Source organism: Leptolyngbya sp. AN10 (genome assembly GCF_050565645.1).
Classification (GTDB): Bacteria; Cyanobacteriota; Cyanobacteriia; order Leptolyngbyales; family Leptolyngbyaceae; genus Leptolyngbya.
The window spans coordinates 1-22,524 of the sequence record NZ_JBNXVP010000050.1 but is presented as its reverse complement, the minus strand read 5'-3'; the positions used below and the strand labels follow the sequence as shown (position 1 = coordinate 22,524).

16 protein-coding genes and 1 tRNA gene are annotated in these 22,524 nt (G+C 47.3%); 14 read left to right on the top strand and 3 right to left on the bottom strand.

Annotated features, from left to right (window positions below; translation table 11 throughout):
* The first annotated feature begins 71 nt into the window (after window positions 1–71).
* A complete protein-coding gene (locus ACQ4M5_RS36400) occupies window positions 72–671 on the top strand; it encodes a hypothetical protein (protein WP_430680681.1) in 600 nt (199 codons plus the stop codon).
* Complete coding sequence (locus tag ACQ4M5_RS36395) at window positions 668–1,276, top strand: OmpA family protein (protein WP_430680680.1); 609 nt, start codon at window positions 668–670, stop codon at window positions 1,274–1,276. The genes ACQ4M5_RS36400 and ACQ4M5_RS36395 overlap by 4 nt, the downstream gene beginning before the upstream one ends.
* On the opposite strand, the gene ACQ4M5_RS36390 is transcribed toward ACQ4M5_RS36395, so the two are convergent.
* Window positions 1,273–3,042, bottom strand: coding sequence for an AAA family ATPase (locus ACQ4M5_RS36390; RefSeq protein WP_430680679.1), 1,770 nt, complete (start codon window positions 3,040–3,042; stop codon window positions 1,273–1,275). The two genes, ACQ4M5_RS36395 and ACQ4M5_RS36390, sit on opposite strands and share 4 nt — an antisense overlap.
* A 60-nt stretch (window positions 3,043–3,102) precedes the next feature.
* On the opposite strand from ACQ4M5_RS36390, the gene ACQ4M5_RS36385 reads away from it, so the two are divergent.
* Window positions 3,103–4,920, top strand: coding sequence for an ArsA family ATPase (locus tag ACQ4M5_RS36385; RefSeq protein WP_430680678.1), 1,818 nt, complete (start codon window positions 3,103–3,105; stop codon window positions 4,918–4,920).
* Window positions 4,921–4,996: 76 nt separating this feature from the next.
* On the opposite strand, the gene ACQ4M5_RS36380 is transcribed toward ACQ4M5_RS36385, so the two are convergent.
* On the bottom strand, window positions 4,997–6,184 hold the full coding sequence (locus tag ACQ4M5_RS36380; protein WP_430680677.1) for an RNA-guided endonuclease InsQ/TnpB family protein: 1,188 nt from the start codon (window positions 6,182–6,184) through the stop codon (window positions 4,997–4,999).
* Between the two features lie 116 nt (window positions 6,185–6,300).
* On the opposite strand from ACQ4M5_RS36380, the gene ACQ4M5_RS36375 reads away from it, so the two are divergent.
* Both ACQ4M5_RS36375 and ACQ4M5_RS36370 read left to right on the top strand, forming a co-directional pair.
* A complete protein-coding gene (locus ACQ4M5_RS36375; RefSeq protein ID WP_430680676.1) occupies window positions 6,301–6,891 on the top strand; it encodes a Uma2 family endonuclease in 591 nt (196 codons plus the stop codon).
* Between the two features lie 69 nt (window positions 6,892–6,960).
* Window positions 6,961–7,830: a 6-carboxytetrahydropterin synthase gene (locus ACQ4M5_RS36370; protein ID WP_430680675.1), complete on the top strand. Its 870-nt coding sequence runs from the start codon at window positions 6,961–6,963 to the stop codon at window positions 7,828–7,830.
* A gap of 100 nt (window positions 7,831–7,930) precedes the next feature.
* Here ACQ4M5_RS36370 and ACQ4M5_RS36365 read toward each other — a convergent pair whose 3' ends face one another.
* Entirely contained in the window at window positions 7,931–10,078 is a 2,148-nt protein-coding gene (locus tag ACQ4M5_RS36365) for a polyribonucleotide nucleotidyltransferase (protein ID WP_430680674.1), read from the bottom strand.
* 355 nt (window positions 10,079–10,433) lie between these two features.
* Between ACQ4M5_RS36365 and ACQ4M5_RS36360 the strand changes: the two genes are divergently transcribed.
* The 9 genes from ACQ4M5_RS36360 (at window position 10,434) to ACQ4M5_RS36320 (ending at window position 21,915) form a co-directional block, all read left to right on the top strand.
* Window positions 10,434–13,490 carry a DEAD/DEAH box helicase gene (locus ACQ4M5_RS36360; RefSeq protein ID WP_430680673.1) on the top strand — a complete coding sequence of 1,019 codons (3,057 nt, stop codon included), beginning with the start codon at window positions 10,434–10,436 and terminating at the stop codon, window positions 13,488–13,490.
* Between the two features lie 4 nt (window positions 13,491–13,494).
* Complete coding sequence (locus ACQ4M5_RS36355) at window positions 13,495–14,298, top strand: SWIM zinc finger family protein (RefSeq protein WP_430680672.1); 804 nt, start codon at window positions 13,495–13,497, stop codon at window positions 14,296–14,298.
* Between the two features lie 406 nt (window positions 14,299–14,704).
* Window positions 14,705–17,017, top strand: a complete 2,313-nt coding sequence (locus tag ACQ4M5_RS36350) for an FG-GAP-like repeat-containing protein (RefSeq protein ID WP_430680671.1) — start codon at window positions 14,705–14,707, stop codon at window positions 17,015–17,017.
* A 228-nt stretch (window positions 17,018–17,245) separates the two neighbouring features.
* Window positions 17,246–17,971, top strand: coding sequence for a triose-phosphate isomerase (gene tpiA / locus ACQ4M5_RS36345; protein WP_430680670.1), 726 nt, complete (start codon window positions 17,246–17,248; stop codon window positions 17,969–17,971).
* A gap of 107 nt (window positions 17,972–18,078) precedes the next feature.
* Window positions 18,079–18,978, top strand: a complete 900-nt coding sequence (menA, locus tag ACQ4M5_RS36340) for a 2-carboxy-1,4-naphthoquinone phytyltransferase (protein ID WP_430680669.1) — start codon at window positions 18,079–18,081, stop codon at window positions 18,976–18,978.
* Complete coding sequence (locus tag ACQ4M5_RS36335; RefSeq protein ID WP_430680668.1) at window positions 18,975–19,895, top strand: o-succinylbenzoate synthase; 921 nt, start codon at window positions 18,975–18,977, stop codon at window positions 19,893–19,895. The genes menA and ACQ4M5_RS36335 overlap by 4 nt, the downstream gene beginning before the upstream one ends.
* Window positions 19,880–21,370 (top strand): AMP-binding protein, encoded by a 1,491-nt coding sequence (locus ACQ4M5_RS36330; protein WP_430680667.1) that lies wholly within the window; start codon window positions 19,880–19,882, stop codon window positions 21,368–21,370. The genes ACQ4M5_RS36335 and ACQ4M5_RS36330 overlap by 16 nt, the downstream gene beginning before the upstream one ends.
* A 63-nt stretch (window positions 21,371–21,433) precedes the next feature.
* Window positions 21,434–21,769: a hypothetical protein gene (locus ACQ4M5_RS36325; RefSeq protein WP_430680666.1), complete on the top strand. Its 336-nt coding sequence runs from the start codon at window positions 21,434–21,436 to the stop codon at window positions 21,767–21,769.
* Window positions 21,770–21,833: 64 nt separating this feature from the next.
* A tRNA-Leu gene (locus ACQ4M5_RS36320) sits at window positions 21,834–21,915 on the top strand.
* Window positions 21,916–22,524 lie beyond the last annotated feature (609 nt).

Here is a 22,524-nt window from a genome sequence, read left to right as displayed (position 1 = left end):
AAGTAATATCATGCAGTCCTGAAAGAAAAGCAAGGTTCTGTATAGTGGATGCAGCGAGTTCAATCTGAAGTATGGCTGACGGAAATCGTTCCTCGAATGGATTCTTTGCTTTTCTATTAGGTGTTGCAGTCATGGCGATCGCGGGCGGCGCACTTTACTTTTTTACACAACGACAAGCGACCGCACCCACGACTTCGCCGATCGCAAATGCCCCAACCACAGTCGCTCCTGCCTCTCCACAGCAATCTCCAAATAGTTCTCCAGCGACCACAGAAGCACTCCCGCCCGCCCCAACTGTTAATCTTCAAGTCAATCATCCCAATGGCTCAACCGCTCGTCTCACCCAACTTACCTTTGGTGAAGACAGCATGACTGCATCGCTCACCGTGACTAACGGTTACAAAGAAGCGATCAAATTAAACGAGCATGAAGATTTCGTGATTACCGACAATCTCGGCAATCAATATAATTTGGCAGCTCCCCCCGAAAATGCTGAGATTAGCATCGCACCTGGAACAACGTTAAAAGGACAGTTTGTTTTCAAAGGGCGACTCGCGCCGAATGTAACCTCGATCGCAGTGGCAACGAACAATAAGTTTGGCGGCACTGCCAAGTTCAGTAGAGATCCAAAGATCGTGTTTAATGTTCCACTTCAAGGAGGGACTCAATGAAGTGGACTGCGCTTATTGTTTTGGGTCTGAGTCTTGTCTCCTGTCGTGCGATCGAACCTGCTCCTACGACGACTACAATCCAAACCTCGACTCCTGCCGTGACTCAGTTAGAGCCTCCGACCACGATCGAGCCAACTCGCCTCGAATCAGGTAGTACTGCGCCAACGACGACGACAACCATCTCAGTCCAGCAAGCTATCACTGATTTGCAAGCTCAAAGGACATCGGAAGGATTGAGGGTCAATTTACCGGAAGATATTCTGTTCGATTTTGACAAAGCGGACATTCGCCCGAACGCCAAGCCAACTCTACAAAAACTCAGTGTATTGTTGAAGACTTATCAAAACTCTCCGACCGAGATTCGCGGACACACGGACAGTAAAGGCAGCGACGATTATAATCAGACGCTTTCAGAACGTCGCGCCAAAGCGGTTGAAGCTTATTTGGTGCAAAACTTTCAGGTGAATGGTGATCGCTTAACACCAAAGGGATTTGGCAAAACTCAACCGATCGCGTCGAACACAAAGCCTGATGGTTCAGACGATCCTGAAGGTCGCCAGAAAAATCGCCGCGTTGAAGTGATCATCCGGAATACGGCTCCTTAGCGTCGCTGACTGAGTAACGCTTGATAGGCGATCGCGAAATCATCTCCAGTGATTTGCAAGTTCGTAGGTTCGGTCATGCCTTGAGCACGATACCGTCGAATCGCTTGCAGTGCTGCTTGGTTGCTCAATAGTGCTAGATCTGCTCCGTTCCAGCCTTCAGTTGATTGTGCGATCGCATTAAGATCCACATCAGCTAAAGGTCGATCGATATTGTGAACTTGCAGAATGGCGAATCGACTCGATTGATCAGGCAATGAAACTTCAATCTGCAAATCTAACCGTCCCGATCGGAGCAATGCTGGATCAAGTTCATCTGGGCGATTGGTTGCACCGATTAATAGAACCGTTCCACAGTCTTGTAGTCCATCTAGTTCGGTGAGCAATTGACCTACTACTCGATCGCTCACTCCCGAATCGCCATTGAACTTTCCACGCGCAGGAGCTAAGGTATCAATCTCATCAATGAACACTACACAAGGCGAAGCTTGACGAGCTTTATTAAACAAGTCCCGCACTTCTTGTTCTGCGGCTCCGACCCAGCGACTCATCAACTCTGCACCATTGATTGCAATAAAGTTTGCTCTAGCTTGAGATGCGACCGCTTTTGCTAACAATGTTTTCCCAGTTCCAGGCAATCCCCAAAGTAGAATTCCGCGAGGTGCTTTCGCTCCGGTTTGCTGGAACAATTCAGGATAAAGCATTGCACCTTCGACTGCTTCTCGTAAGGTTCGTTTGATGTCTTCTAAACCTCCAATCTGTTCCCAAGCAATGTTCGGAGATTCGACTTCGACCGATCGTAGAACTGAAGGTTTGATTTCTTTCAAAGCTTGAAGAAAATCGGATTGTTCGATCGACAATTGATCCGGCACTGCTTCCAATGAAGGAACCTGCCGCCTGAGTGCAATGTAAGCCGCTTTTTGGCAAACTGCTTTAAGATCGGCTCCTACCATTCCAACGGTTTGATCAGCAACGAATTCGAGATCAACTGAACTCAGAGGCATCGATCTTGTCAGAATTTCAAGAATCTCTAAGCGTCCATTGCGATCGGGAACGCGGAACTGAATTTCTCGATCGAATCTTCCGGGTCGCCGTAAAGCTGGATCGAGATGATCAGGGCGATTCGTTGCTGCTAGAACAATCACACCTTTGGTTTGAGCAAATCCATCCATCAGCGTGAGCAACTGAGCGACAACGCGCTTTTCGACTTCGCCTTCGACTTTGGCACGATCAGGTGCGAGACTATCAATTTCGTCGATAAAAATAATGCAAGGAGTAGAAGCTGCCGCTTTCTCGAAAATGCTCCGCAACCGACCCTCAGCTTCTCCGTAATACTTACCCATCACTTCAGGAGCGGCGATCGCAATGTAGTTCACGCCCAATTCTTCAGAGAGCGATCGAGCCGTCAAGGTTTTCCCCGTTCCCGGTGAACCTGCTAACAAAACCCCTCGAATCGGCTCCAATCCTAATCTTGCTAACACTTCTGGGCGTTTGAGCGGCAGTTCAACTAATTCGCGCAATTCTTGTAAAACTTCCCGCAACCCGCCAACATTTTGCAGCGAAACTGAATTTGCAGGTGGCGGAGTGACGACCACTTCTGGCGCAGGTGACGGAGCAGGACGATTCACGCCTGTATTGCGTGGAATGCTGCTAAAAGCTGCACCTCGATTGATCTGCACGTTCGCTTTTAGTTCGCCTTTTTCTGCTTTTTCCTCCAGCAGCTTTGCCAGTTCTAGCAGTTGTTCAAATCCTTTAAATAGCTCACTCATGATGTTACCGAGTTTCGGGGAAGACTATTAGGGATTGTGCCCATCTCGCTCTGTTGAATTATGAAGACTCTGAATTCGTTTGATTTTCTGCGTTTGGCAATGTTTAGCGGTAAAGGTGGCGTGGGTAAATCTACGTTGTCGAGTGGCTTTGCTCGCAGATGGGCAAAACAGTTTCCGAATGAGCGAATTTTGCTGCTCTCGACTGATCCAGCCCATTCGCTCGGTGATGTGCTGCAAATGGATGTAGACAACACAGCGAGATCTGTTAATGATTTGCCGAATTTGAGTGTTAGAGCGTTAGATGCTCAATTGTTGCTCAAAGACTTCAAATCGAACTATGGCGAGATTTTAGAACGATTAGTCGAGCGAGGAAGCTTTGTTGAAAAAGGGGATTTATCTTCGGTTTGGGATTTGGGCTGGTCGGGACTTGATGAACTGATGGGAATTCTCGAAATTCATCGATTGTTGAAAGAGCAAATTGTCGATCGCATTGTGGTCGATATGGCTCCGAGCGGTCACACCTTAGCATTGTTCAACATGATGGACTTTCTGCAAGAGTTCCTCTCTGCACTAGAGCTATTTCAGCAAAAACATCGCACCATGAGCGAGACATTTACGGGACGCTACACACCCGATGAAGTCGATCGCTTTCTTGAAACAATGCAGCAAGATTTGATTGATGGTCGATCGCTATTACAAGATCGATCGCGCTCTGCTTGTTTTATTGTTGCGATCGCAGAATGGTTAAGTCTACGCGAATCCCAACGCTTTCTCAAATCTCTGGAAACATTAGAGATTCCGTTTGGAGGATTATTTCTAAATCAGATTCACACCGAGAGTGAACCATTGATTGAAAAGTTCAAAGATACATTCGAGCCTGGATCACTCATTACAATTCCACAGCAGAACCAAGAACCGCTTGGAGGAAGCGCGATCGATCATCTCATTTCACAAATTGGTGCTTCAAGTTCTATCTCAATTTCGCTCTCTGTCCAGTCTTCGATCAAGCTCCCAGATTTCATTTTAGAAGGTCGCAAACTGTTGTTAATTGGTGGAAAAGGTGGAGTTGGAAAAACAACGGTTGCAGCCGCGATCGCGCTCAATCTCTCACAACTTCATCCCGATAAAAAAATTCGTGTCATCTCGATCGATCCGGCTCATTCTCTTGGTGATGCGTTCGGAACTGAACTTCGACATGAACCGACTAATCTTTCTCCAAACTTAAGCGCTCAAGAAATTGATGCTCGATCGATGCTTGATGATTTTCGTGAAGCTTACCTTTGGGAATTAGCAGACATGATGAGCGGTGAAACTGGAGATGATTCGCTGCAAATTGCTTACACTCCCGAAGCATGGCGAAAAATCATGTCTCAAGCACTTCCCGGCATCGAGGAAATGCTTGCACTGATTGAAGTTATGGAACTGCTCGACTCACAAGCACAAGATTTGATCATTCTCGATACGGCTCCGACTGGACATCTCTTAAGATTTCTAGAAATGCCTTCGGTGCTTTCAGACTGGCTCGCTTGGATTTTCAAACTCTGGCTCAAATATCAAAACGTGATTGGTCACACTGAGTTCATGAGCCGATTAAGAACATTGCGCCAACGAATTGTTCAAACTCATAAAAAACTTCAAAATCCTGAACACACAGAGTTTATTGGTGTAGTGCAGAATCGATCGACAATTCTCGCTGAAACCGAACGCCTGATTCAATCTCTGGAACAATTGAAAGTTCATCAGCGTTACATCGTTCACAATCGCGCCGAGCACTCGATCGAGCAATTTGCTGGAAAAGCGATCGTCACTCTACCGAACGTTCCCGCCGATCTTCCGCCCTTCGCCCAACTTGAAAAAGTCGCAGAACTCCTACGATAGAATAAGGTCACTCCGATCGACGTGCGGAAATCTCTTGACATCCTCACCGGGCTGAAGCCACGGTGATTCCTAAGACTCACGGCTTAGGTTTCTGCTTCTTTCCGTTACCGGACTTTTGCAACTGCCCTTTCAACTCATGCTGATCAGGTCTTACGTTCGCTCCACAGACTGCAACGGTGTGTCCCACCGCCAAAATGTTTCGTGCTGCATTGATGTCCCGGTCATGGTGCGCCCCGCAGTTGGGGCAATCCCATGCACGGATGTTCAACGACAACGATTCAACAACGTGACCGCAGTTTCCACAACGTTTAGAGCTTGGAAACCATCGGTCAATTTTCACCAAGTTTCGACCATACCACTTGGCTTTGTATTCGAGTTGTCGCACCAACTCACCCCAAGCAGCATCAGCAATCTGACGTGCCAGCTTAGGGTTTTTCACCATGTTTTTCACTGCCAGATCCTCAACTGCAATCGTTTGATTTTCACGAATCAGTTGAGTGGTCAGCTTATGGAGAAAATCTTTACGAGAATCCGCGATTCGGGCTTGAATTCGAGCAACTTGCACTCTTGCTTTATCGCGATTCCGAGAGCCTTTCTGCTTGCGACTCAGTGCCTTCTGGACTCGTTTGAGTTTCTTTCTCAGTCGCTCAAACGGCTTGGGGTTGGCAACCTTATCGCCGTCACTGGTCGCAATCAGGCTGGTGATTCCGAGATCCAACCCGACCGATTTTTGAGCGGGTGGAAGTGGCTTGATGTTGAGATTATCCACCAACAACGAAACGTGCCAGCGCCCACTCGGACTCAAGCGAACGGTAATCGTCGAGGGTTCGCAACCTTGAGGAAGTTGACGGCTCCAGCGAACCCTCAAGGCATCTTTGCACTTTGCCAAAAACACTTGCCCGTCTTTCCATTTGAATGCAGATTTGGTGAACTCGGCAGCACCACCATTCCGCTTCTTCTTAAAATTCGGGTACTTTGCTCGACCTGTAAAAAAGTTGCGAAAAGCGGTTTGCAGATGTCTCAATCCTTGCTGCAAGGGTACACAACTCACTTCATTCAAAAACTGGAGGTCATCTTGCTTTTTCCACCCAGTCAACAAAGCACTGGTTTGAACATAATCAATGCTTTCTTGTCGCTCATACCAAGCTTCGGTTCGTGCAGCCAAAGCACGGTTATACACAAGCCTCACACAGCCCAAGGTGCGACGCAGGAGCGCTTCCTGTTCGGCGGTGGGATAGAAGCGGTATTTGAAGGCTTGTTCCATGCCTCACATTCTCGCTTCGTTTGTGTGAGACTGTCAACCAGCGCGGCATGGGTCCGCTTGATTGACGCTCCTATCCCTCCCTGCGCTGAAGCGTCAGGGTTTCTCGGAGGTTTCCGATGACTCAAACTCGATCTCAAACAAAACCGATGACTTTTGCAGAGTATCTGGCTTACGACGATGGCACAGATACTCGATACGAACTTGTGGATGGAGAACTAGTCGAGATGCCGCCAGAGAGTGATTCAAATAATGATGTTGCAAAGCGAATTTTGTTTGAACTTCTCAAGCATTTTCCGATTAATCTCATTGCCTACAAAGATACTGAAATTGAAGTATCTGGAAGACTCGCAAGATGCCGACTTCCTGATTTAATGATTCATACTGAGGAATCTAAAGCGGCACTGGAAAGAACCAGACGCGCTACTATCACTCACGAAATGCCCTCTCCCGCGATCGTTATTGAAGTCGTTTCTCCTGGAACGACGAACCGCGATCGCGATTACCGCCACAAGCGCACCGAATACGCCGCACGTTGCATTCCCGAATATTGGATTATCGATCCAGAGATGCAGCAAATTACAATCTGTACTTGGGACAATGGACAGTACGAAGATCAAATTCGTCGCGATGATGAATTATTGCAATCCAAAATTGCCCCTGATTTCGCACTCACGGTCAATCAAATCTTCAATCCAGCCCAAATTTAAACCCCAATCCATACCGTAAGCGCGTATCCTAAAGAAAGTGTGAAGTTTTCTAAACTCCTAACCTAATCTATGAAATGTATCATTGATCGCCGCGCTCAGTTTTCGGCAAGTCATCGGTACTACTTGCCTGAATTGAGCGAAGCGGAGAACGTCGAGCGATTTGGAGCCTGTACTCGATCGCCCGGTCATGGACATAATTACGTGCTGTATGTCTCAATGCTGGGCGATTTGGACGAGTACGGCATGGTGCTGAATCTATCCGATGTAAAGCATGTGATCAAGCGCGAAGTCACCAGCCAGCTTGATTTCTCCTTTCTGAATGATGCCTGGGCAGAATTCCAGCAAACCCTTCCCACCACCGAACACATTGCTCGATCGATTTGGAATCGACTGGCATCGCATTTACCGATCGTCAAAATTCGACTGTACGAACATCCTGAACTCTGGGCAGATTATCTAGGAAACAATATGGAAGCCTACCTCACCATCAGTACTCACTTCAGTGCCGCTCATCGTCTCGCTCGTCCGGATTTGAGCTTTGAGAAGAATTGCGAAATTTACGGCAAATGCGCTCGTCCGAATGGTCACGGTCATAACTATCACCTCGAAGTGACAATCAAGGGTGAAATCGATCCGAGAACGGGAATGATTGCAGATTTAGTTGCGTTCCAGAAAGCAGTCGATGATTATGTTGTGGAACCGTTTGATCATACGTTCTTGAATAAAGATATTCCTTATTTTGAGAAGGTTGTGCCCACAGCGGAGAATATTGCTGTTCACATTCGCGATTTGCTGGAAGATCCGATTCAGCAAATTGGGGCACAGTTGTATAAGGTGAAGTTGATTGAGAGTCCGAATAATTCTTGTGAGGTGTATGGAGCGGCGGCGACGGATGCGATTCCGTTGTTGATGCGTGAACCTGCATTTGCACAGGTTTGATCGTTTAAAAAACTGAAGAGACGCGAACATGAGGTAAATCTCCCAATCGCGTCTCTATTTTGTAAAAGACGATCGCACAATACAACGATCGCCTTCTTTACTATTTCGCTGCCGCTTCTCGTGCTGCGGTCGCTTCATCAGGATGAATCCCCAATCGAGTTAAATTCACCCGACCTCGGTTATCGATTTCGCGGACTTTCACGACCACTTCATCGCCAATGGTAACTTCATCCTCGACCTTACCGACTCGATGATCCGCCAACTGCGAAATATGAATCATGCCTTCTTTACCCGGCAAGAATTCCACAAATGCACCGATCGGGATAATTCGCGTCACTTTACCTGCGTAGATATCACCCGCATTCAACTTGCGTGTCATGCCTTGGATGATTGCTTTCGCACGTTTCGCTTTCTCACCTTCGATCGCGGAAATCGTCACGGTTCCATCCTCAGCGATATCGATCTTGGCTCCGGTTTCTTCGGTAATGCCTTTGATCGTCTTACCACCCGGACCGATGATCATACCGATCTGATCTTGATCAATCTTGATCGTCAGCAAGCGAGGAGCAAACGGAGACAACTCTGGGCGCGGTTGGTCGATCGCTTCGAGCATCTTGCCTAGAATGTGTAATCGAGCAGGTTTCGCCCGGTGAATCGCATCCGCAATCACATTCATCGGCAACCCAGAAATTTTCATATCGAGTTGCAATGCCGTGATCCCGGTGTCGGTTCCTGCGACTTTGAAATCCATGTCGCCCAAGAAATCTTCGATCCCTTGAATGTCGGTAAGGATACGAATTTCTTCGCCTTCTTTGATCAAGCCCATCGCCGCACCGCTCACAGGTTTGATAATTGGAACCCCTGCGTGCATCAATGCCAGCGTCGAACCCGAAACCGAACCCATTGAGGTCGAACCGTTAGAAGAGAGAACTTCCGAAACGACGCGAATCACGTAGGGAAATTGCTCTTTCGGCGGTAAAACCGGAACCAGAGCGCGTTCTGCTAATGCACCGTGACCCACTTCTCGACGACCGGGCGATCGCATCGGACGAGTTTCACCGACCGAGAACGGCGGGAAATTGTAGTGGTGCAAGTAGCGTTTTTCGGTGTCGGGATGTAGATCATCCATTTCTTGCTCGTCACCCGGACTGCCAAGCGTTGCGATCGACAAGACTTGAGTGAGTCCCCGATTAAAGACTCCACTTCCGTGAACTCGCTGCGGTAGAACACCGACTCGACACGAAATCGGACGAATTTCATCGAGTTGACGACCATCAATGCGGACATTATCTTCCACAACTTGACGACGCATCAGCGTTTTGGTCACGTCTTTGAAAGTGTTGCTGAGTGCTTTTCCATCGGCAGCAGCAGCGACTTTTACCGGATTTTCTTCGGGTAATTCTGCGATCGCTTCGACTAATGAAGCTTTGACTTCATCGAGTGCCGCATCGCGAACAGTTCTATCTTTTTCCAATCGCGCCAGAATCTCTTTCACTGGAGATGTCACGCGATCGCGGATAAAGTTTTCTAGCGTTTGGTCGATTTCTGGTGCTGCTTCTTGAACCAGTTCAATTCCAAGCGCTTCGATAAATTCGCGCTGAGCTTGAATCAAATCGCGTACTGCTTCGTAACCGAAATCGATCGCTTCAATCATGTCGGCTTCGGGAAGCTGATTTGCGCCCGCTTCAACCATGATCACGCCATTCGGAGAACCCGCAACCACGAGATCCAAATCACCGGATTCGATCTCTTTATAAGTAGGGTTGATGACAAAATCGTCACCGACTAAGCCCACTCGAACGGCTGCCATCGGACCATTAAATGGAATCTTTGCTAGAAGAACTGCGATCGAAGCTCCAGTCACCGCCAACACATCCGGCGGCACTTTTTCATCCATTGACATAGTGGTTGCAACGACTTGGATATCGTCACGCAACCAGGAAGGGAACAACGGACGCAAAGGACGGTCAATCAAACGGCTGGTGAGGATTGCTTTTTCGGGGGGACGACCTTCGCGTTTGAGGAATCCGCCTGGGATGCGTCCGGCTGCGTATAAGCGCTCTTCATAATCGACCAGTAAGGGGAGAAAATCGATCCCTTCTCTCGCTTTCGCACGAGTCGCAGTCACTAAAACTGCCGTATCTCCTGACTCGATTAAAACTGAACCTCCAGCTTGGGGTGCCAACAAGCCTACTTTGAGTCGAATATCCCTACCATCAAAGGATATTGACTTCTCGAACTCTTGCATGAAGTATATTTTCCTTTCTTCTTTTTGTTTCGTCTTCTTGCAATCGTAGCACTGATATACTTTTTGCTGCCTTTTTATTTACGAATGCAGTATGAATTTAACTTGTGAAATCGGAACCGCTTAGAAAAATCATCCTTTGAGCGATCGCGATACAATGAAACGGGTTGAGCGGATCTGTACGAGTTGTCAAATTGCTTAAGAAATAAGAAAGATTCTTCAATTTGCGTCATTAGAAAATGCGATCGATGAGATTAAGTTTTACAGAGAGTTTCGCGGCAGCAATGTGATTTCTCGGAAGATCAAAAAAGGTTTTGCCCAACGGTAGATAGATTCGCTTTTATTCGAGTAGATTGGCATGGCAGTTTTACATGGTGGGTGGTTTGCTCAAACGTCTGAGTCGCAGCCAAGCGGCTTGTTTTTGTGGGGTGAAGTGTGGCGGAGATTGGAAGCGATGCCAGTTACTCCAGGCGTTCCCGCTCATCCGTATGCAATGTCTCAATCGGAACTCTTGGCGTTTTTAGAACCGTTGGGTTTGAAGTTGCCAGCACTGGAAGCGCCGAAACGGGGACGGAAGACTGCTTTAGAGAACTGGACGGCGCGAGTTTTAGCGTTACCGATCGACGGAGAAGCCCCACAACTTTCTGCCGCTCCAATTTCTGAATGGGTTTTGCATCCGTGGAAAGTCGAAGGGCTTTGGCTGAATCCGTCTCAGGCGTTTGAATTTCTCAACTCCTTGCCGCTCGGTGCTTTGGGCGATGATTCGTTTATGGGCGGCGATTTGCGATTTTGGTCGCATGGAGCGCGGTGGGCGTTGGATTTGTTAGCTCGATCGAAGTTTCTCCCAAACTTAAACAATTGGGAAGCTTTACTAGATAGTTCAACCGATCAAACAAGATTGCGTCATTTCGTGCGTCAAATGCCTTCGGTTTGTCGGTTGTATCAGAATGGGGAAGATTTAGCGATCGATCTTCCAATTGAACCTCAAGATCTACTCCGTGATTTTCTCAATCAATTAATCGATTCTCAAGCTCGCAAATCAGTCACAATCCAAAGAGCAACATCACTCTTACAAACTTGGATACAAGGACTCGGTACAAAAGCGACAACGCTAAATGAAACCGAATCGAAAACGCTATCAATGGCGTTAACGAATTGGAAAGCACCCTTACAAAAAAGTCAGGCGCAGTTCCGAGCTTCTCTGAAACTCATTCCACCTGCTGAGAGCTATCAGAGTTGGAAGATTGAATATTTGCTGCAAGCGATCGACGATTCTGATTTCACGGTAGATGCTCCAACTATTTGGCGAAATCCAGTCGAGCAACTGAACCATGAAGGACGAATTATCGATCGACCTCAAGAAACATTATTAATGGGTTTAGGACTTGCTTCTCGCTTGTATCCACTCATTGAACCCAGTTTGCAAGAAGCCCGCCCACAAGCTTGTTTACTTGATCCTTCTCAAGCTTATGACTTTCTAATGAATGTCGTTTGGCGATTGCAAGATAGTGGAATTGGTGTCGTTCTGCCACCAAGTTTGGCGAATCGAGGTGGATTGGCGAATCGATTGGGACTGCGAATCAAAGCATCAACGCCAACGAAACAGAAGAAAGGCAAGCTTGGATTACAGAGCTTATTGAACTTTGAATGGGAATTGTCGATCGGTGGTCAGAGCTTGAGTAAAAAAGAATTCGATCGCTTAGTGGCGAAGAATTCACCTTTGGTTGAAATTAACGGCGAGTGGGTCGAATTGCGGCAATCGGATATTCGATCGGCTCAATCGTTTTTTGCTGCGAGAAAAGACCAGACGACGTTATCGCTCGAAGATGCGTTGCGGATTAGTACGGGAGACACACAAACGATCGAGAAACTTCCGGTCGTCACTTTTGAAGCATCGGGCGCATTGCAAGAGTTAGTTACTACGCTGACGGGAACGGGAACACCAGAAGAAATCAAAACACCAAAAGCATTTCAAGGCGAGCTTAGACCCTATCAATCACGCGGCGTTTCATGGTTAGCATTCTTGGAAAAATGGGGACTAGGAGCTTGTTTGGCGGACGATATGGGACTCGGTAAAAGCCCGCAGTTTTTAGCATTTTTGATGTATCTAAAAGAACAAAAGATTTTAGAGAAAGCCGCACTTCTTATTTGCCCAACCTCGGTCTTAGGCAATTGGGAGCGGGAAATCAAGAAGTTTACGCCAACGCTGAAAACACTGGTACATCATGGTGATAAACGATTGCAAGGAAAAGCTTTTCAAACTGCGATCGCAAATTGTGATTTAGTTCTTACAAGCTATCCCCTGGTTCAGCGTGATGTTAAAACGCTGACATCTGTGAGTTGGCAGGGAGTTGCATTAGACGAAGCACAAAATATCAAAAATGCAGACTCCAAACAGTCTCAAGCTGTTCGAGAATTAGAAGCAGAATTCAAAGTTGCATTGACTGGAACACCTGTCGAAAATCGCTTAACTGAACTTTGGTCGATTCTCGATTTTCTCAATCCTGGTTACTTAGGACAGAAGAATTTCTTCCAACGTCGATTTGCAATTCCGATCGAGCGTTACGGCGATACTACTTCTCTGCAAACATTACGATCGCTAACTCAACCATTCATTCTGCGTCGTCTAAAAACCGATCGATCTATCATCCAAGACCTTCCCGAAAAACAAGAAATGCCCGTTTACTGTGGACTTTCCGCAGAGCAGGCAGCATTGTATCAAGCAACTGTTGATCAATCACTAGCTGAAATCGAGGCAGCAGACGGAATCCAGCGTAAAGGAATCATTCTGGCATTGCTAACCAAACTGAAGCAGATTTGCAATCATCCTGCATTGTTTAACAAAGAGGAAAGCCTTGCATCCCCTCGATCGGTAAAACTGCAACGGCTTGAAGAAATGCTAGAAGAAGCCGTTTCAGAAGGCGATCGAGCTTTGATTTTCACGCAGTTTGCAGAATGGGGTAAATTGCTCAAACCTCATCTAGAACAGCAATTGGGACGTGAAACGCTTTTCCTTTATGGCAGTACTCCGAAGAAACAGCGCGAAGAAATGATCGATCGATTCCAAAACGATCCGCAAGCTCCAAGAATCTTTATTTTGTCGCTCAAAGCAGGTGGAGTTGGACTAAACCTGACTCGCGCAAATCATGTGTTTCACTACGATCGCTGGTGGAATCCAGCCGTCGAAAATCAAGCTACCGATCGTGTATTCCGAATTGGTCAGCAGCGCAATGTTCAGGTGCATAAATTTGTGTGTACCGGAACATTGGAAGAACGGATTCACGACATGATCGAGAGTAAGAAAGCTTTAGCAGAACAAGTTGTGGGTACAGGTGAGAACTGGCTCACAGAATTGAATACCGATCAATTAAGAGATTTACTCTTGCTCGATCGTAGTGCCGTAATCGAGGATTAACCCAATGAGTGATTCATATTCTCAACCCAATCGTGAATGGTGGGTGCAACAGTGGATTGATTTGCTTGAAAGAATCGGATTCACACAGCGGTTAGCACGAGCGAGAAACTATGCACGTCAGGGAAATGTACTGAGTCTGGATTTTGAGGGTGCGAAAGTACTAGCAAAAGTGCAAGGGACTGCACCTGAACCGTATGAAGTCACATTTTCGCTCGATCGATTCACCGACGAAGAATGGGGTTACGTGATTGAAACGATGGCAGAACGCGCCATTTTTTCTGCCAAACTCCTATCAGGCGAAATGCCGCAGAACATTCAAGAAGTCTTTATCGCGAATGGACTCTCTTTGTTTCCTTATGATAAGTCTGCGATTCATAGTCGCTGCTCTTGTCCCGATCCAGCGAATCCTTGTAAGCACATTGGCGCGGTTTACTATCTATTAGGCGATCGATTCGGAGAAGACCCGTTTGTGCTCTTTCAATTGCGTGGACGCACGAAAGACGAAATCATCAACGCGCTAAGGCAGATTCGGAGTTCGGGAGAAGAATCGGTTGGTGCAGATTTAGCGATCGCTCGTCCCGTCACACCGCTGAATCCAGATCAGTTCTGGAACTATACCGATCAACTCGAATCTTCGCTGATCGTCATCACGCCGCCACCCAGCAGTGAAACCGTTCTTGATGTATTAGGAACGATTCCGATCAAAGTAGAACCCCCTGCGAATCAAGCTGCAATAGAAACACTGAAGTTGATTTATCAAACTGTGAGCATGGAAGCAGTCAAAATGGCAATGGCGATCGGTGGATAAGCAATTTTTATAATGTTAAAAACGCTGTTCCTTTAACATTTTATGAAGCTGTAATCCGTTCACTTTGTGAAAATTCCAAGAAGTAGGAATAAGTAGAAATCTATTGCTTCTTTGATGTCTTGTTCTTATTTTGACTTGACAGAATTAAGGATAGATGAATTTTATACTTGTGCGATCGCAGTAAAGGCTCTATTTGCTTGAAATACCGCGCTCTCAAGTACAGATAACGCGCTACTGCCGCATTAAACTCCGGAATTTCTTCAGGTGCATGAAGTATGTATGAAGTGCTACACGTATCCGCATGAATTGTTTGAAAATTCAACGTGGACATTACGGAATGCGGTAGAGAAAAATCATTAACGATGGTAATTAGATAGGGTACGAAATTTTTTGCTCTGGACAAATCATGGTACAAGATCGGATCTTAACTGAATCTTTTAGAAATGCAGAAGTCGAACAATTCAATTGGATTTTTGGCACTAGCCGAACGGCTGCACTTCCTCCCATTTTGACCGCTCGTAGTTCGAGTTCTGCTTCTTTCGGTGGACTGCCCGGAGGCGGTTCGGATACTCCTGGAAACGGTGCGCTTCGTCTCACCAATAACACCCAAAGTCAAGGCTCCTTCGTCATCTATGACAAACCGCTGAACTCTTCATCGGGGCTTTCTGTTCAGTTTGACCTCTATGCCTACGGCGGCAAGGTCGTTGATTCAGAGGGAAAAGTCGTGACTCCGGGTGCAGACGGAATCAGCTTCTTCCTGATTGACGGCAGCGCTAATCCGACTCGTGCTGGCGGCGTGGGAGGGAGCTTAGGATATTCTTCAAATGCCACTTCTGGAGAAGAAGGACCAGGAATCGTCGGCGGTTATCTGGGAATTGGATTCGATGAATTCGGGAACTTTGCGGTGAATCGCTACGGGTCAGGTGGAATCGCCCCGACTGCTCGTGCTGAGCAATCAATCACCGTTCGCGGTCGGGCAGGTCGGACTGGAGAAACAATCAATTACCCATTGATTACCACGACTGGAACTTTGACAGGTGGCACGATCGACTCAGCCAGTACCACTCGTGAGGGAGCGCGGCGACGGGTTGGTATTGATCTGTCGAATGCAGGCTTGCTCTCAGTGTCCTTCGACCTCGACGGTGATGGAACGCTGACGGCAAATGAGCGCGTAATTTCAGATGTCAATGTCACCACCATCAACGGAGCTTTACCAAGTACATTCAAGTTCGGGTTCGCAGCATCGACTGGCGGATTAACTAACTTCCATGAGGTGAACAATCTGCAAATCAATACCTTCGATGGAGCGTACAAACCGCTGGTTGAATTCCCGTCAACCTCACGAGTGATCAAGCCGAATGGTAGCTTTACCGTAACTGCCAACCTCGATGTTGCCACGACTCAAGAAGTGAGAATTCCGCTGACCTTTGGTGGAACGGCGGCACGAGGCACGGACTATACCATTCCAGACTTCATCACGATCGCACCTGGACAAACCACAGGCAGCGTGACGCTGACCGGACTCAATAACTCACCAACCGTAGGCGATAGAACGATCGAGATTAGCGTCGGAACTCCCACGAATGCCGATCGCAGTCCTCAAGATTCTACAAAAACAGTCTTGCTGACTCGAATGAGCGATAACGATTGTTTCACGCCTGACTTCAATGGCGATCGACGAGTTGATATTCCCTGGCGCAATGTGAACTCGACGGAAACCGCGATCTGGTTAGTCAATGGCACGAGTGTTGTCGATGGTGGTGCTCCAGGAGCGACTGGACCGAACTGGGAAATCGTTTCGACTCGCGACTTTAACGCGGATGGCAAAACCGATCTGCTCTGGCGCAATTCCGTTACTGGAGATAACTCGCTCTGGCTAATGGATGGCAAAAACGTGTTAAATGCTCAGACGATCGCAGGTGTTGCAGATACGAACTGGCAAGTCATTGGATCACGTGACTTTAACAATGACGGAACTGCCGATATCTTCTGGCGCAATCGTTTATCTGGGGATAACGTCGTTTGGTTGATGGACAGTTTCAACGTGATCGATGGTCGATCGCTGGGTGTGGTACCAACCGATTGGCAAGTGTCTGATTTTGCCGATTTTAATAATGACGGTAAAGCAGATGTGGCTTGGCGTAATTCTAATTCTGGTGGTTCAGTGGTTTGGTTGATGAACGGATCAGCGGTGAGTGAAGGACGGGCACTCGCTCCGATTTCAGATCCGAATTGGGAATTTATCGCCGCACGGGATACCAGCGGAGACGGTAGAGCCGACATCATTTGGCGACACCGCACTTCTGGGCAGAACGTCGTCTGGCTGATGAATGGTGCGACGGTTGCTGGCGGCGGATTGCTCTCGTCCTCACCGGATTCAAATTGGCAGATTGCGGATGTCTGCGATTTTAATGCGGATGGCAAGGCGGATCTCGTCTGGCGGCATCGGATCTCTGGTGAGAATGCAATCTGGTTGCTAGATGGAGCGACGATCGCAGCAGGAGCATTAATTCCCACGGTTGCAGATGTTAACTGGCAAATTGTTGCTGCACGAGACACGAACTTTGATGACAAAGCCGATTTGATTTGGCGCAATCAGGTGACAGGTGGAGATGCGATCTGGTTAGTGGATGGAACTGAGGTTACGACAGGCGCAGCGACTCCAACCGTAGATTCGGGTTGGCAAATTCGGATTCGTCCGCGAGCGTTGGCGCTTTAGTGGTTCGTTAAATTGAGAATGAGGATTAGAAAAGTGGGGAGTGGGGAGTGGGGAGGCGAGTTGCTGTTTTTCTGACTCCCTACCCCCTACTCCCTACCCCTCATTCTTGCTCTGATCACTAGGGCATGGGGTGTGAGGTGAAATTGCCCCGCACCTTGTACTAAAACCGCGAAACTGTCCCCCCGAAGCCGTAGACTGGAGAGTGCAATTTATCCGTTTGAAGCGACCGTGCGAAAAATTATCATTGCTGGCAATTGGAAAATGTTTAAAACTCAGTCAGAAACCTTGGAGTTTTTGCAGGGATTTAAGCCTTTGTTAGAGGACACACCAGACGATCGAGAAGTTCTTTTGTGTGTGCCGTTTACTGATTTAGCAGTGTTGTCGAAGAATTTGCACGGGAGCCGGATTCAGGTCGGGGCGCAGAATGTTCATTGGGCAGAGTCAGGAGCATTTACGGGCGAAATTTCTGCACCGATGCTGACGGAGTTGAGTGTGCGCTATGTGGTGATCGGTCATAGTGAACGCCGACAGTTTTTTGGTGAGACGAATGAAACGGTGAATTTACGATTGAAAGCGTCTCAGAAAGCGGGATTAAAGCCGATTCTCTGTGTGGGTGAAAGCAAGCAGCAGCGGGATGCTGGAGAAACGGAAGCCGTTATTTTTGAACAATTAGAGAAAGGGTTAGCAGGCATTGACCAAGATAATTTGGTGATTGCTTATGAGCCAATTTGGGCGATCGGGACGGGGGATACCTGTGAATCGATCGAGGCAAATCGCGTGATTGGTTTGATTCGCAGCAAGTTAACCAATCCGAGTGTGACGATTCAGTATGGTGGTTCGGTGAAGCCTGAGAATGTCGATGAAATCATGGCGCAACCGGAGATTGATGGCGCGTTGGTGGGTGGTGCGAGTCTTGATCCGAAAGGGTTTGCGCGGATTGTGAATTATCAGTAGTTCAGAATCTGTAACGTTTCTATAACCGATCGCCATGTTTCTCAAACTCGAATGAGACACTGAAATCTGAGCAATTGTAAGCGTTTCAGTTGTTAGGAGCGAGTTGGATGACCCCGCGATCGATTGAGTTTTCCAAGAAAAAATTGTGGTACGCCGCAATTAAGCCCCCCATGTATAGCGTGGCGATCATGCCGATCTGGGTTGGGTCTGCGGTGGCATTTTTTGAAACTCGATCGCTGAATCCAGTAGTTTTTTTCACGTTCCTGGTGTCTGCGATCTTGATTCTGGCTTGGGAAAATCTGAGCAATGATGTGTTCGACTCGGAAACTGGGGTCGATGTGAATAAGGCGAATTCGGTGGTGAATATTACCGGAAACAAATCGCTGGTGTTTTGGATTGCCAATTTCTTTTTGCTGTCTGGATTGGCGGGAATTTTGTCGATCGCGCTTTGGCAAAAAGATCTCACTGTGATCGGATTGATTCTGGCATGTTGTGCGATCGGCTATGTTTATCAAGGTCCGCCGTTCCGTTTGAGCTACAAAGGATTAGGTGAACCGCTCTGTTTCGTAGCGTTTGGACCTTTGGCGTTTGGAGCGGCTTACTACAGTCAGACTCAGGCTTGGTCGAATACGAATTTTCTGGCATCGATCGGGGTTGGAATTGCAACGAGTTTAGTGCTGTTCTGTTCGCACTTTAATCAAGTGAAAGATGATGCAGCGATCGGAAAAAAATCCCCGGTTGTACGACTCGGAGCAAAGCGATCGGCTGAATTGCTTCCTTGGATCTGTGGTAGCTTTTATGCGTTGACGATTCTGTTTGTGATTCTGAAAGTGTTTCCGTTTTGGACACTGTTATCGCTTCTGAGTTTTCCAGTAGCAAAACGGCTGTGTCATACGATTAGATCGCAGTATGATCAACCGCATAAACTTTTACGTTGTCGATTGATTGCGGTGGAATTGCATTTCTGGTACGGTTTGCTGTTTGGATTAGGATTTCTCTTACCGTGACGTTTCGATTTGAGTATCGCACTTATCAGCGGAAATTTCGGCAACCGCTCAAAACGCATCATGGAGTCTGGGCGCTACGGGAAGGGATTCTGATTCGGTTGGAAGATGAAGCGGGGCGAGTTGGATTTGGGGAAATTGCGCCGTTGGAATGGTTTGGATCGGAATCGATTGAAGATGCGATCGCGCTTTGCGAATCTGCTCCGAATACGATCGATCCGGATTGGATTCAGAACGTTTCTTTGCCTGCTTGTCAATTTGGATTTGAGACTGCTTTGGGAAGTCCCCTAAATTCCCTAAACTTTGAAACTCGAAACTTTAGTGCATTGTTGGCGAAAATCGAAGATTGGAAATTACTTTGGAGTCAGGGTTATCGAACCTTTAAACTAAAAATTGCAGTTGCACCAATTGAAATCGAAATTGCAACGCTAAAATCATTGCTGGATGAATTGCCAGAAGAGGCAAGTATAAGACTCGATGCAAATATGGGGTTGAGTGAAGTTGAAACGCATCAATGGTTAGAGTTTTACGAATCTCACAATGTTGAATTTATAGAACAACCAATGGGAATCGATCAGTTTGAGACAATGCTGAAATTAAGTCAGCAGTATCGAACTGCGATCGCATTAGATGAATCGGTTGCAACGCTTGGTCAGCTTCGGGATTGTTACGATCGGGGTTGGCGCGGCATTTTTGTGATTAAACCTGCGATCGCTGGATTTCCCTCGAAATTACGCGAATTCTGCCAGCAGCACTCGATCGATACGGTGTTCTCGACCGTGTTTGAAACTGCGATCGGGCGAAGAATGGGATTGCAACTTGCAGCGGAATTGAGTAATAGAGCCGTTGGATATGGCACATCACATTGGTTTGAAGACTTGAACAGTGAAGACTTTGAGGAACTATGGAACAGCCTCTAAGTCGATTAGCAGAATTCGATTTTGCAGATGTCGAGAAGTTAGTAGAACTAGCTGAACTGCGGTATCGGGAGCTATTAGAGTTTGAAAAGCCGAATGTGATTTTGTGCGATCGCGATCCCGTTCAGTTTTTGGCTGGATTTGTTGCGGCTTGTTCGGTTCCGTGTCATGTCTTTCTGTGTAATCCCGATTGGGGTAAATCCGAGTGGAAACAAGTTGCGGAGTTAGTGCAACCCGATTTAGTTTGGGGGGCATCCGGAGAGTTGTTTGAATCGCCTCGATCGTTGTCCTCACCCGCCCCGAAATGTGAAACATCCGATGAGTTGTTTGGAAGGTCTCGATCGTCGCATTCACCCGCCCCGGAATGGAATTCGGGGCTAACAGAACAAAGTCCACTTCAGTGGACTAAGGACAAGTTAAAGCCATCTCTTCAGTCCGTTTCTAACGGACTTCGCACCGATCGCCCCGAATTCTATTCCGGGGCGATCCCGAAACGAAGCGAACCAACCGTCTCAACGCTCATCATGATTCCAACAGGCGGCACGTCAGGCAAAGTCCGATTCGCGATGCACACTTGGGAAACACTGAGCGCATCGGTGCAAGGATTCCGCCAATATTTTGAAGTAGATCGAATCAATTCCTTCTGCGTTCTCCCGCTTTATCACGTCAGCGGATTGATGCAATTTATGCGATCGTTCCTCACAAACGGCAAATTCATCATCCAATCCTGGAAAACGCTAGATACCCAATTCGATCCCCAAGACTTCTTTATCTCACTCGTTCCAACCCAACTGCAACAACTTATGAATCACGCAGATTGGTTGGCGAAATTCAAGACAATTCTGCTCGGAGGTGCGCCAGCGTGGTCGCATTTGCTTGAAGAAGCTCGATCGAGAAATTTACCGATCGCGCCAACTTACGGCATGACCGAAACTGCCTCTCAGATCTCCACCCTCAAACCTGCGGATTTTCTTGATGGAATTCAAGGCTGTGGGCAAGTTTTACCACACGCGGCGATCAAAATCACTGATCAAAAACTGAGCATTCAAGCCAAATCCCTGATGCTCGGTTACTATCCGAATTTGTTAACTGAACCGAAATTTGATCCTGATGATTTGGGATATTTTGACGATCGACAATTTCTGCATCTAATCGGACGAGACAGCAACAAAATCATCAGCGGCGGCGAAAATATTTTTCCGTCCGAAGTCGAATCCGCTTTGCGATCGACGAATCTCATTCAGGACGTTCATGTTTTAGGAACTCCTGATCCGATTTGGGGGCAAGCAGTGACGGCAATCTTTGTGCCTGATCAGGAAATCACGATCGACGAAATTAAACTCGAACTGCGATCGCGTCTTGCCGCATTCAAACATCCGAAGCACTGGATCAAAGTCGAGCAGATTCCGCGATCGGCTCAAGGAAAGATCAAGCTCGATCGCATCAAAGAAATCATCAAATTATCCGAACATCTGTGACAGTTGACGGGGACACGTACTACACTTGTATTATAAACCTGTCCACTCAATCAAGGAGACCAAATGATGCACACCTTAACTCGCACCAGCACAACGGAAATGGAAGTCACGAGCATCCGTTTAGAACGTGAGTTGAAGGAGCAGCTTAAAGCACTGTCCGGCAACCAAGGCTATCAAGCGCTCATTCGCGATATTTTGTGGAACTATGTACAACAGCGATCGGGCAGTTATGCTCCCGAACTCTCTCCGTCAGATGTTCGAGCCACGATGTCCGCAACTGCCCAAACCGACGATCGCTGTGCCCTTACTGGCAAGCCGATTCACTCCGGAGAACCGATGCTGCTCGGATTTACGATCGAAGGCAATCTCATTCCCCTCAGTCTTGGCAGTTTGCCATAACTCGATTTTGTAGGAGAAAGGACGATTTATTTCTCCTTTCTCCTGTTATGATGAATAACGATGCGCGGATGTGGCGGAATTGGTAGACGCGCCAGATTTAGGTTCTGGTTTCGCAAGAAGTGAAGGTTCAAGTCCTTTCATCCGCATGATGTGAAATATCGATACCTTGGCAGGACTCAAGAGAGATCGAGCAATGCAATCGGGCAAACACAGCATCTAACGCAAAAAATCCGGGTCATTTTCAAAGTCTCAAAAATTCTGAGAGTGAAAACAACCCGGATTTTTCAAACGGAATTTAACGGCTAAAGTGAGCGGCGGCGAGCTAGAACGAAGCGCGAAGATTCTGCGCCGTCCGCTCCACTGTGTTGTGTACGCCCAGCATGGGCGTGATCTGATGGGGTGCAAGTCCCCTGTGGTGGAACCAGCGTCCAAATGAACTCAAAAGTTCCGAGTGACGACAACCACTAGTTTAAGGCTATTGCCCGACAATAGTATTGGCTCAACCGACAATTACGTTGCCCACCCCAAACTTTCCAAATTAGAGATCAGCTTCTCATTTGGAAACCGGATCAGATTGCAGTGTTCGATTCATCGATTCTGATCAAACGAAACCCTCAAAGAAAAGACACTAGTGCAAGAAAGCGGAAATAATTCTTCAGTTCTGGGGGCAGGCTTTAACTTTCCAGTAGCGTGAGAAGGTTAATTCCAATTGATCCTGTCATGCCAACCCCAAAAGCCAGTGTGATTGTACTTAG

What these genes read in the sequence shown, in the direction of transcription:
- ACQ4M5_RS36390 (WP_430680679.1), bottom strand. Translation starts at nt 3,042, where the DNA reads ATGAGTGAGCTATTTAAAGGATTTGAACAACTGCTAGAACTGGCAAAG.
- ACQ4M5_RS36350 (WP_430680671.1), top strand. Translation starts at nt 14,705, where the DNA reads ATGGTACAAGATCGGATCTTAACTGAATCTTTTAGAAATGCAGAAGTC.
- ACQ4M5_RS36375 (WP_430680676.1), top strand. Translation starts at nt 6,301, where the DNA reads ATGACTCAAACTCGATCTCAAACAAAACCGATGACTTTTGCAGAGTAT.
- ACQ4M5_RS36380 (WP_430680677.1), bottom strand. Translation starts at nt 6,184, where the DNA reads ATGGAACAAGCCTTCAAATACCGCTTCTATCCCACCGCCGAACAGGAA.
- menA (WP_430680669.1), top strand. Translation starts at nt 18,079, where the DNA reads ATGACCCCGCGATCGATTGAGTTTTCCAAGAAAAAATTGTGGTACGCC.
- ACQ4M5_RS36400 (WP_430680681.1), top strand. Translation starts at nt 72, where the DNA reads ATGGCTGACGGAAATCGTTCCTCGAATGGATTCTTTGCTTTTCTATTA.
- ACQ4M5_RS36355 (WP_430680672.1), top strand. Translation starts at nt 13,495, where the DNA reads ATGAGTGATTCATATTCTCAACCCAATCGTGAATGGTGGGTGCAACAG.
- ACQ4M5_RS36360 (WP_430680673.1), top strand. Translation starts at nt 10,434, where the DNA reads ATGGCAGTTTTACATGGTGGGTGGTTTGCTCAAACGTCTGAGTCGCAG.
- ACQ4M5_RS36385 (WP_430680678.1), top strand. Translation starts at nt 3,103, where the DNA reads ATGAAGACTCTGAATTCGTTTGATTTTCTGCGTTTGGCAATGTTTAGC.
- ACQ4M5_RS36325 (WP_430680666.1), top strand. Translation starts at nt 21,434, where the DNA reads ATGATGCACACCTTAACTCGCACCAGCACAACGGAAATGGAAGTCACG.
- ACQ4M5_RS36370 (WP_430680675.1), top strand. Translation starts at nt 6,961, where the DNA reads ATGAAATGTATCATTGATCGCCGCGCTCAGTTTTCGGCAAGTCATCGG.
- ACQ4M5_RS36365 (WP_430680674.1), bottom strand. Translation starts at nt 10,078, where the DNA reads ATGCAAGAGTTCGAGAAGTCAATATCCTTTGATGGTAGGGATATTCGA.
- ACQ4M5_RS36395 (WP_430680680.1), top strand. Translation starts at nt 668, where the DNA reads ATGAAGTGGACTGCGCTTATTGTTTTGGGTCTGAGTCTTGTCTCCTGT.
- ACQ4M5_RS36330 (WP_430680667.1), top strand. Translation starts at nt 19,880, where the DNA reads ATGGAACAGCCTCTAAGTCGATTAGCAGAATTCGATTTTGCAGATGTC.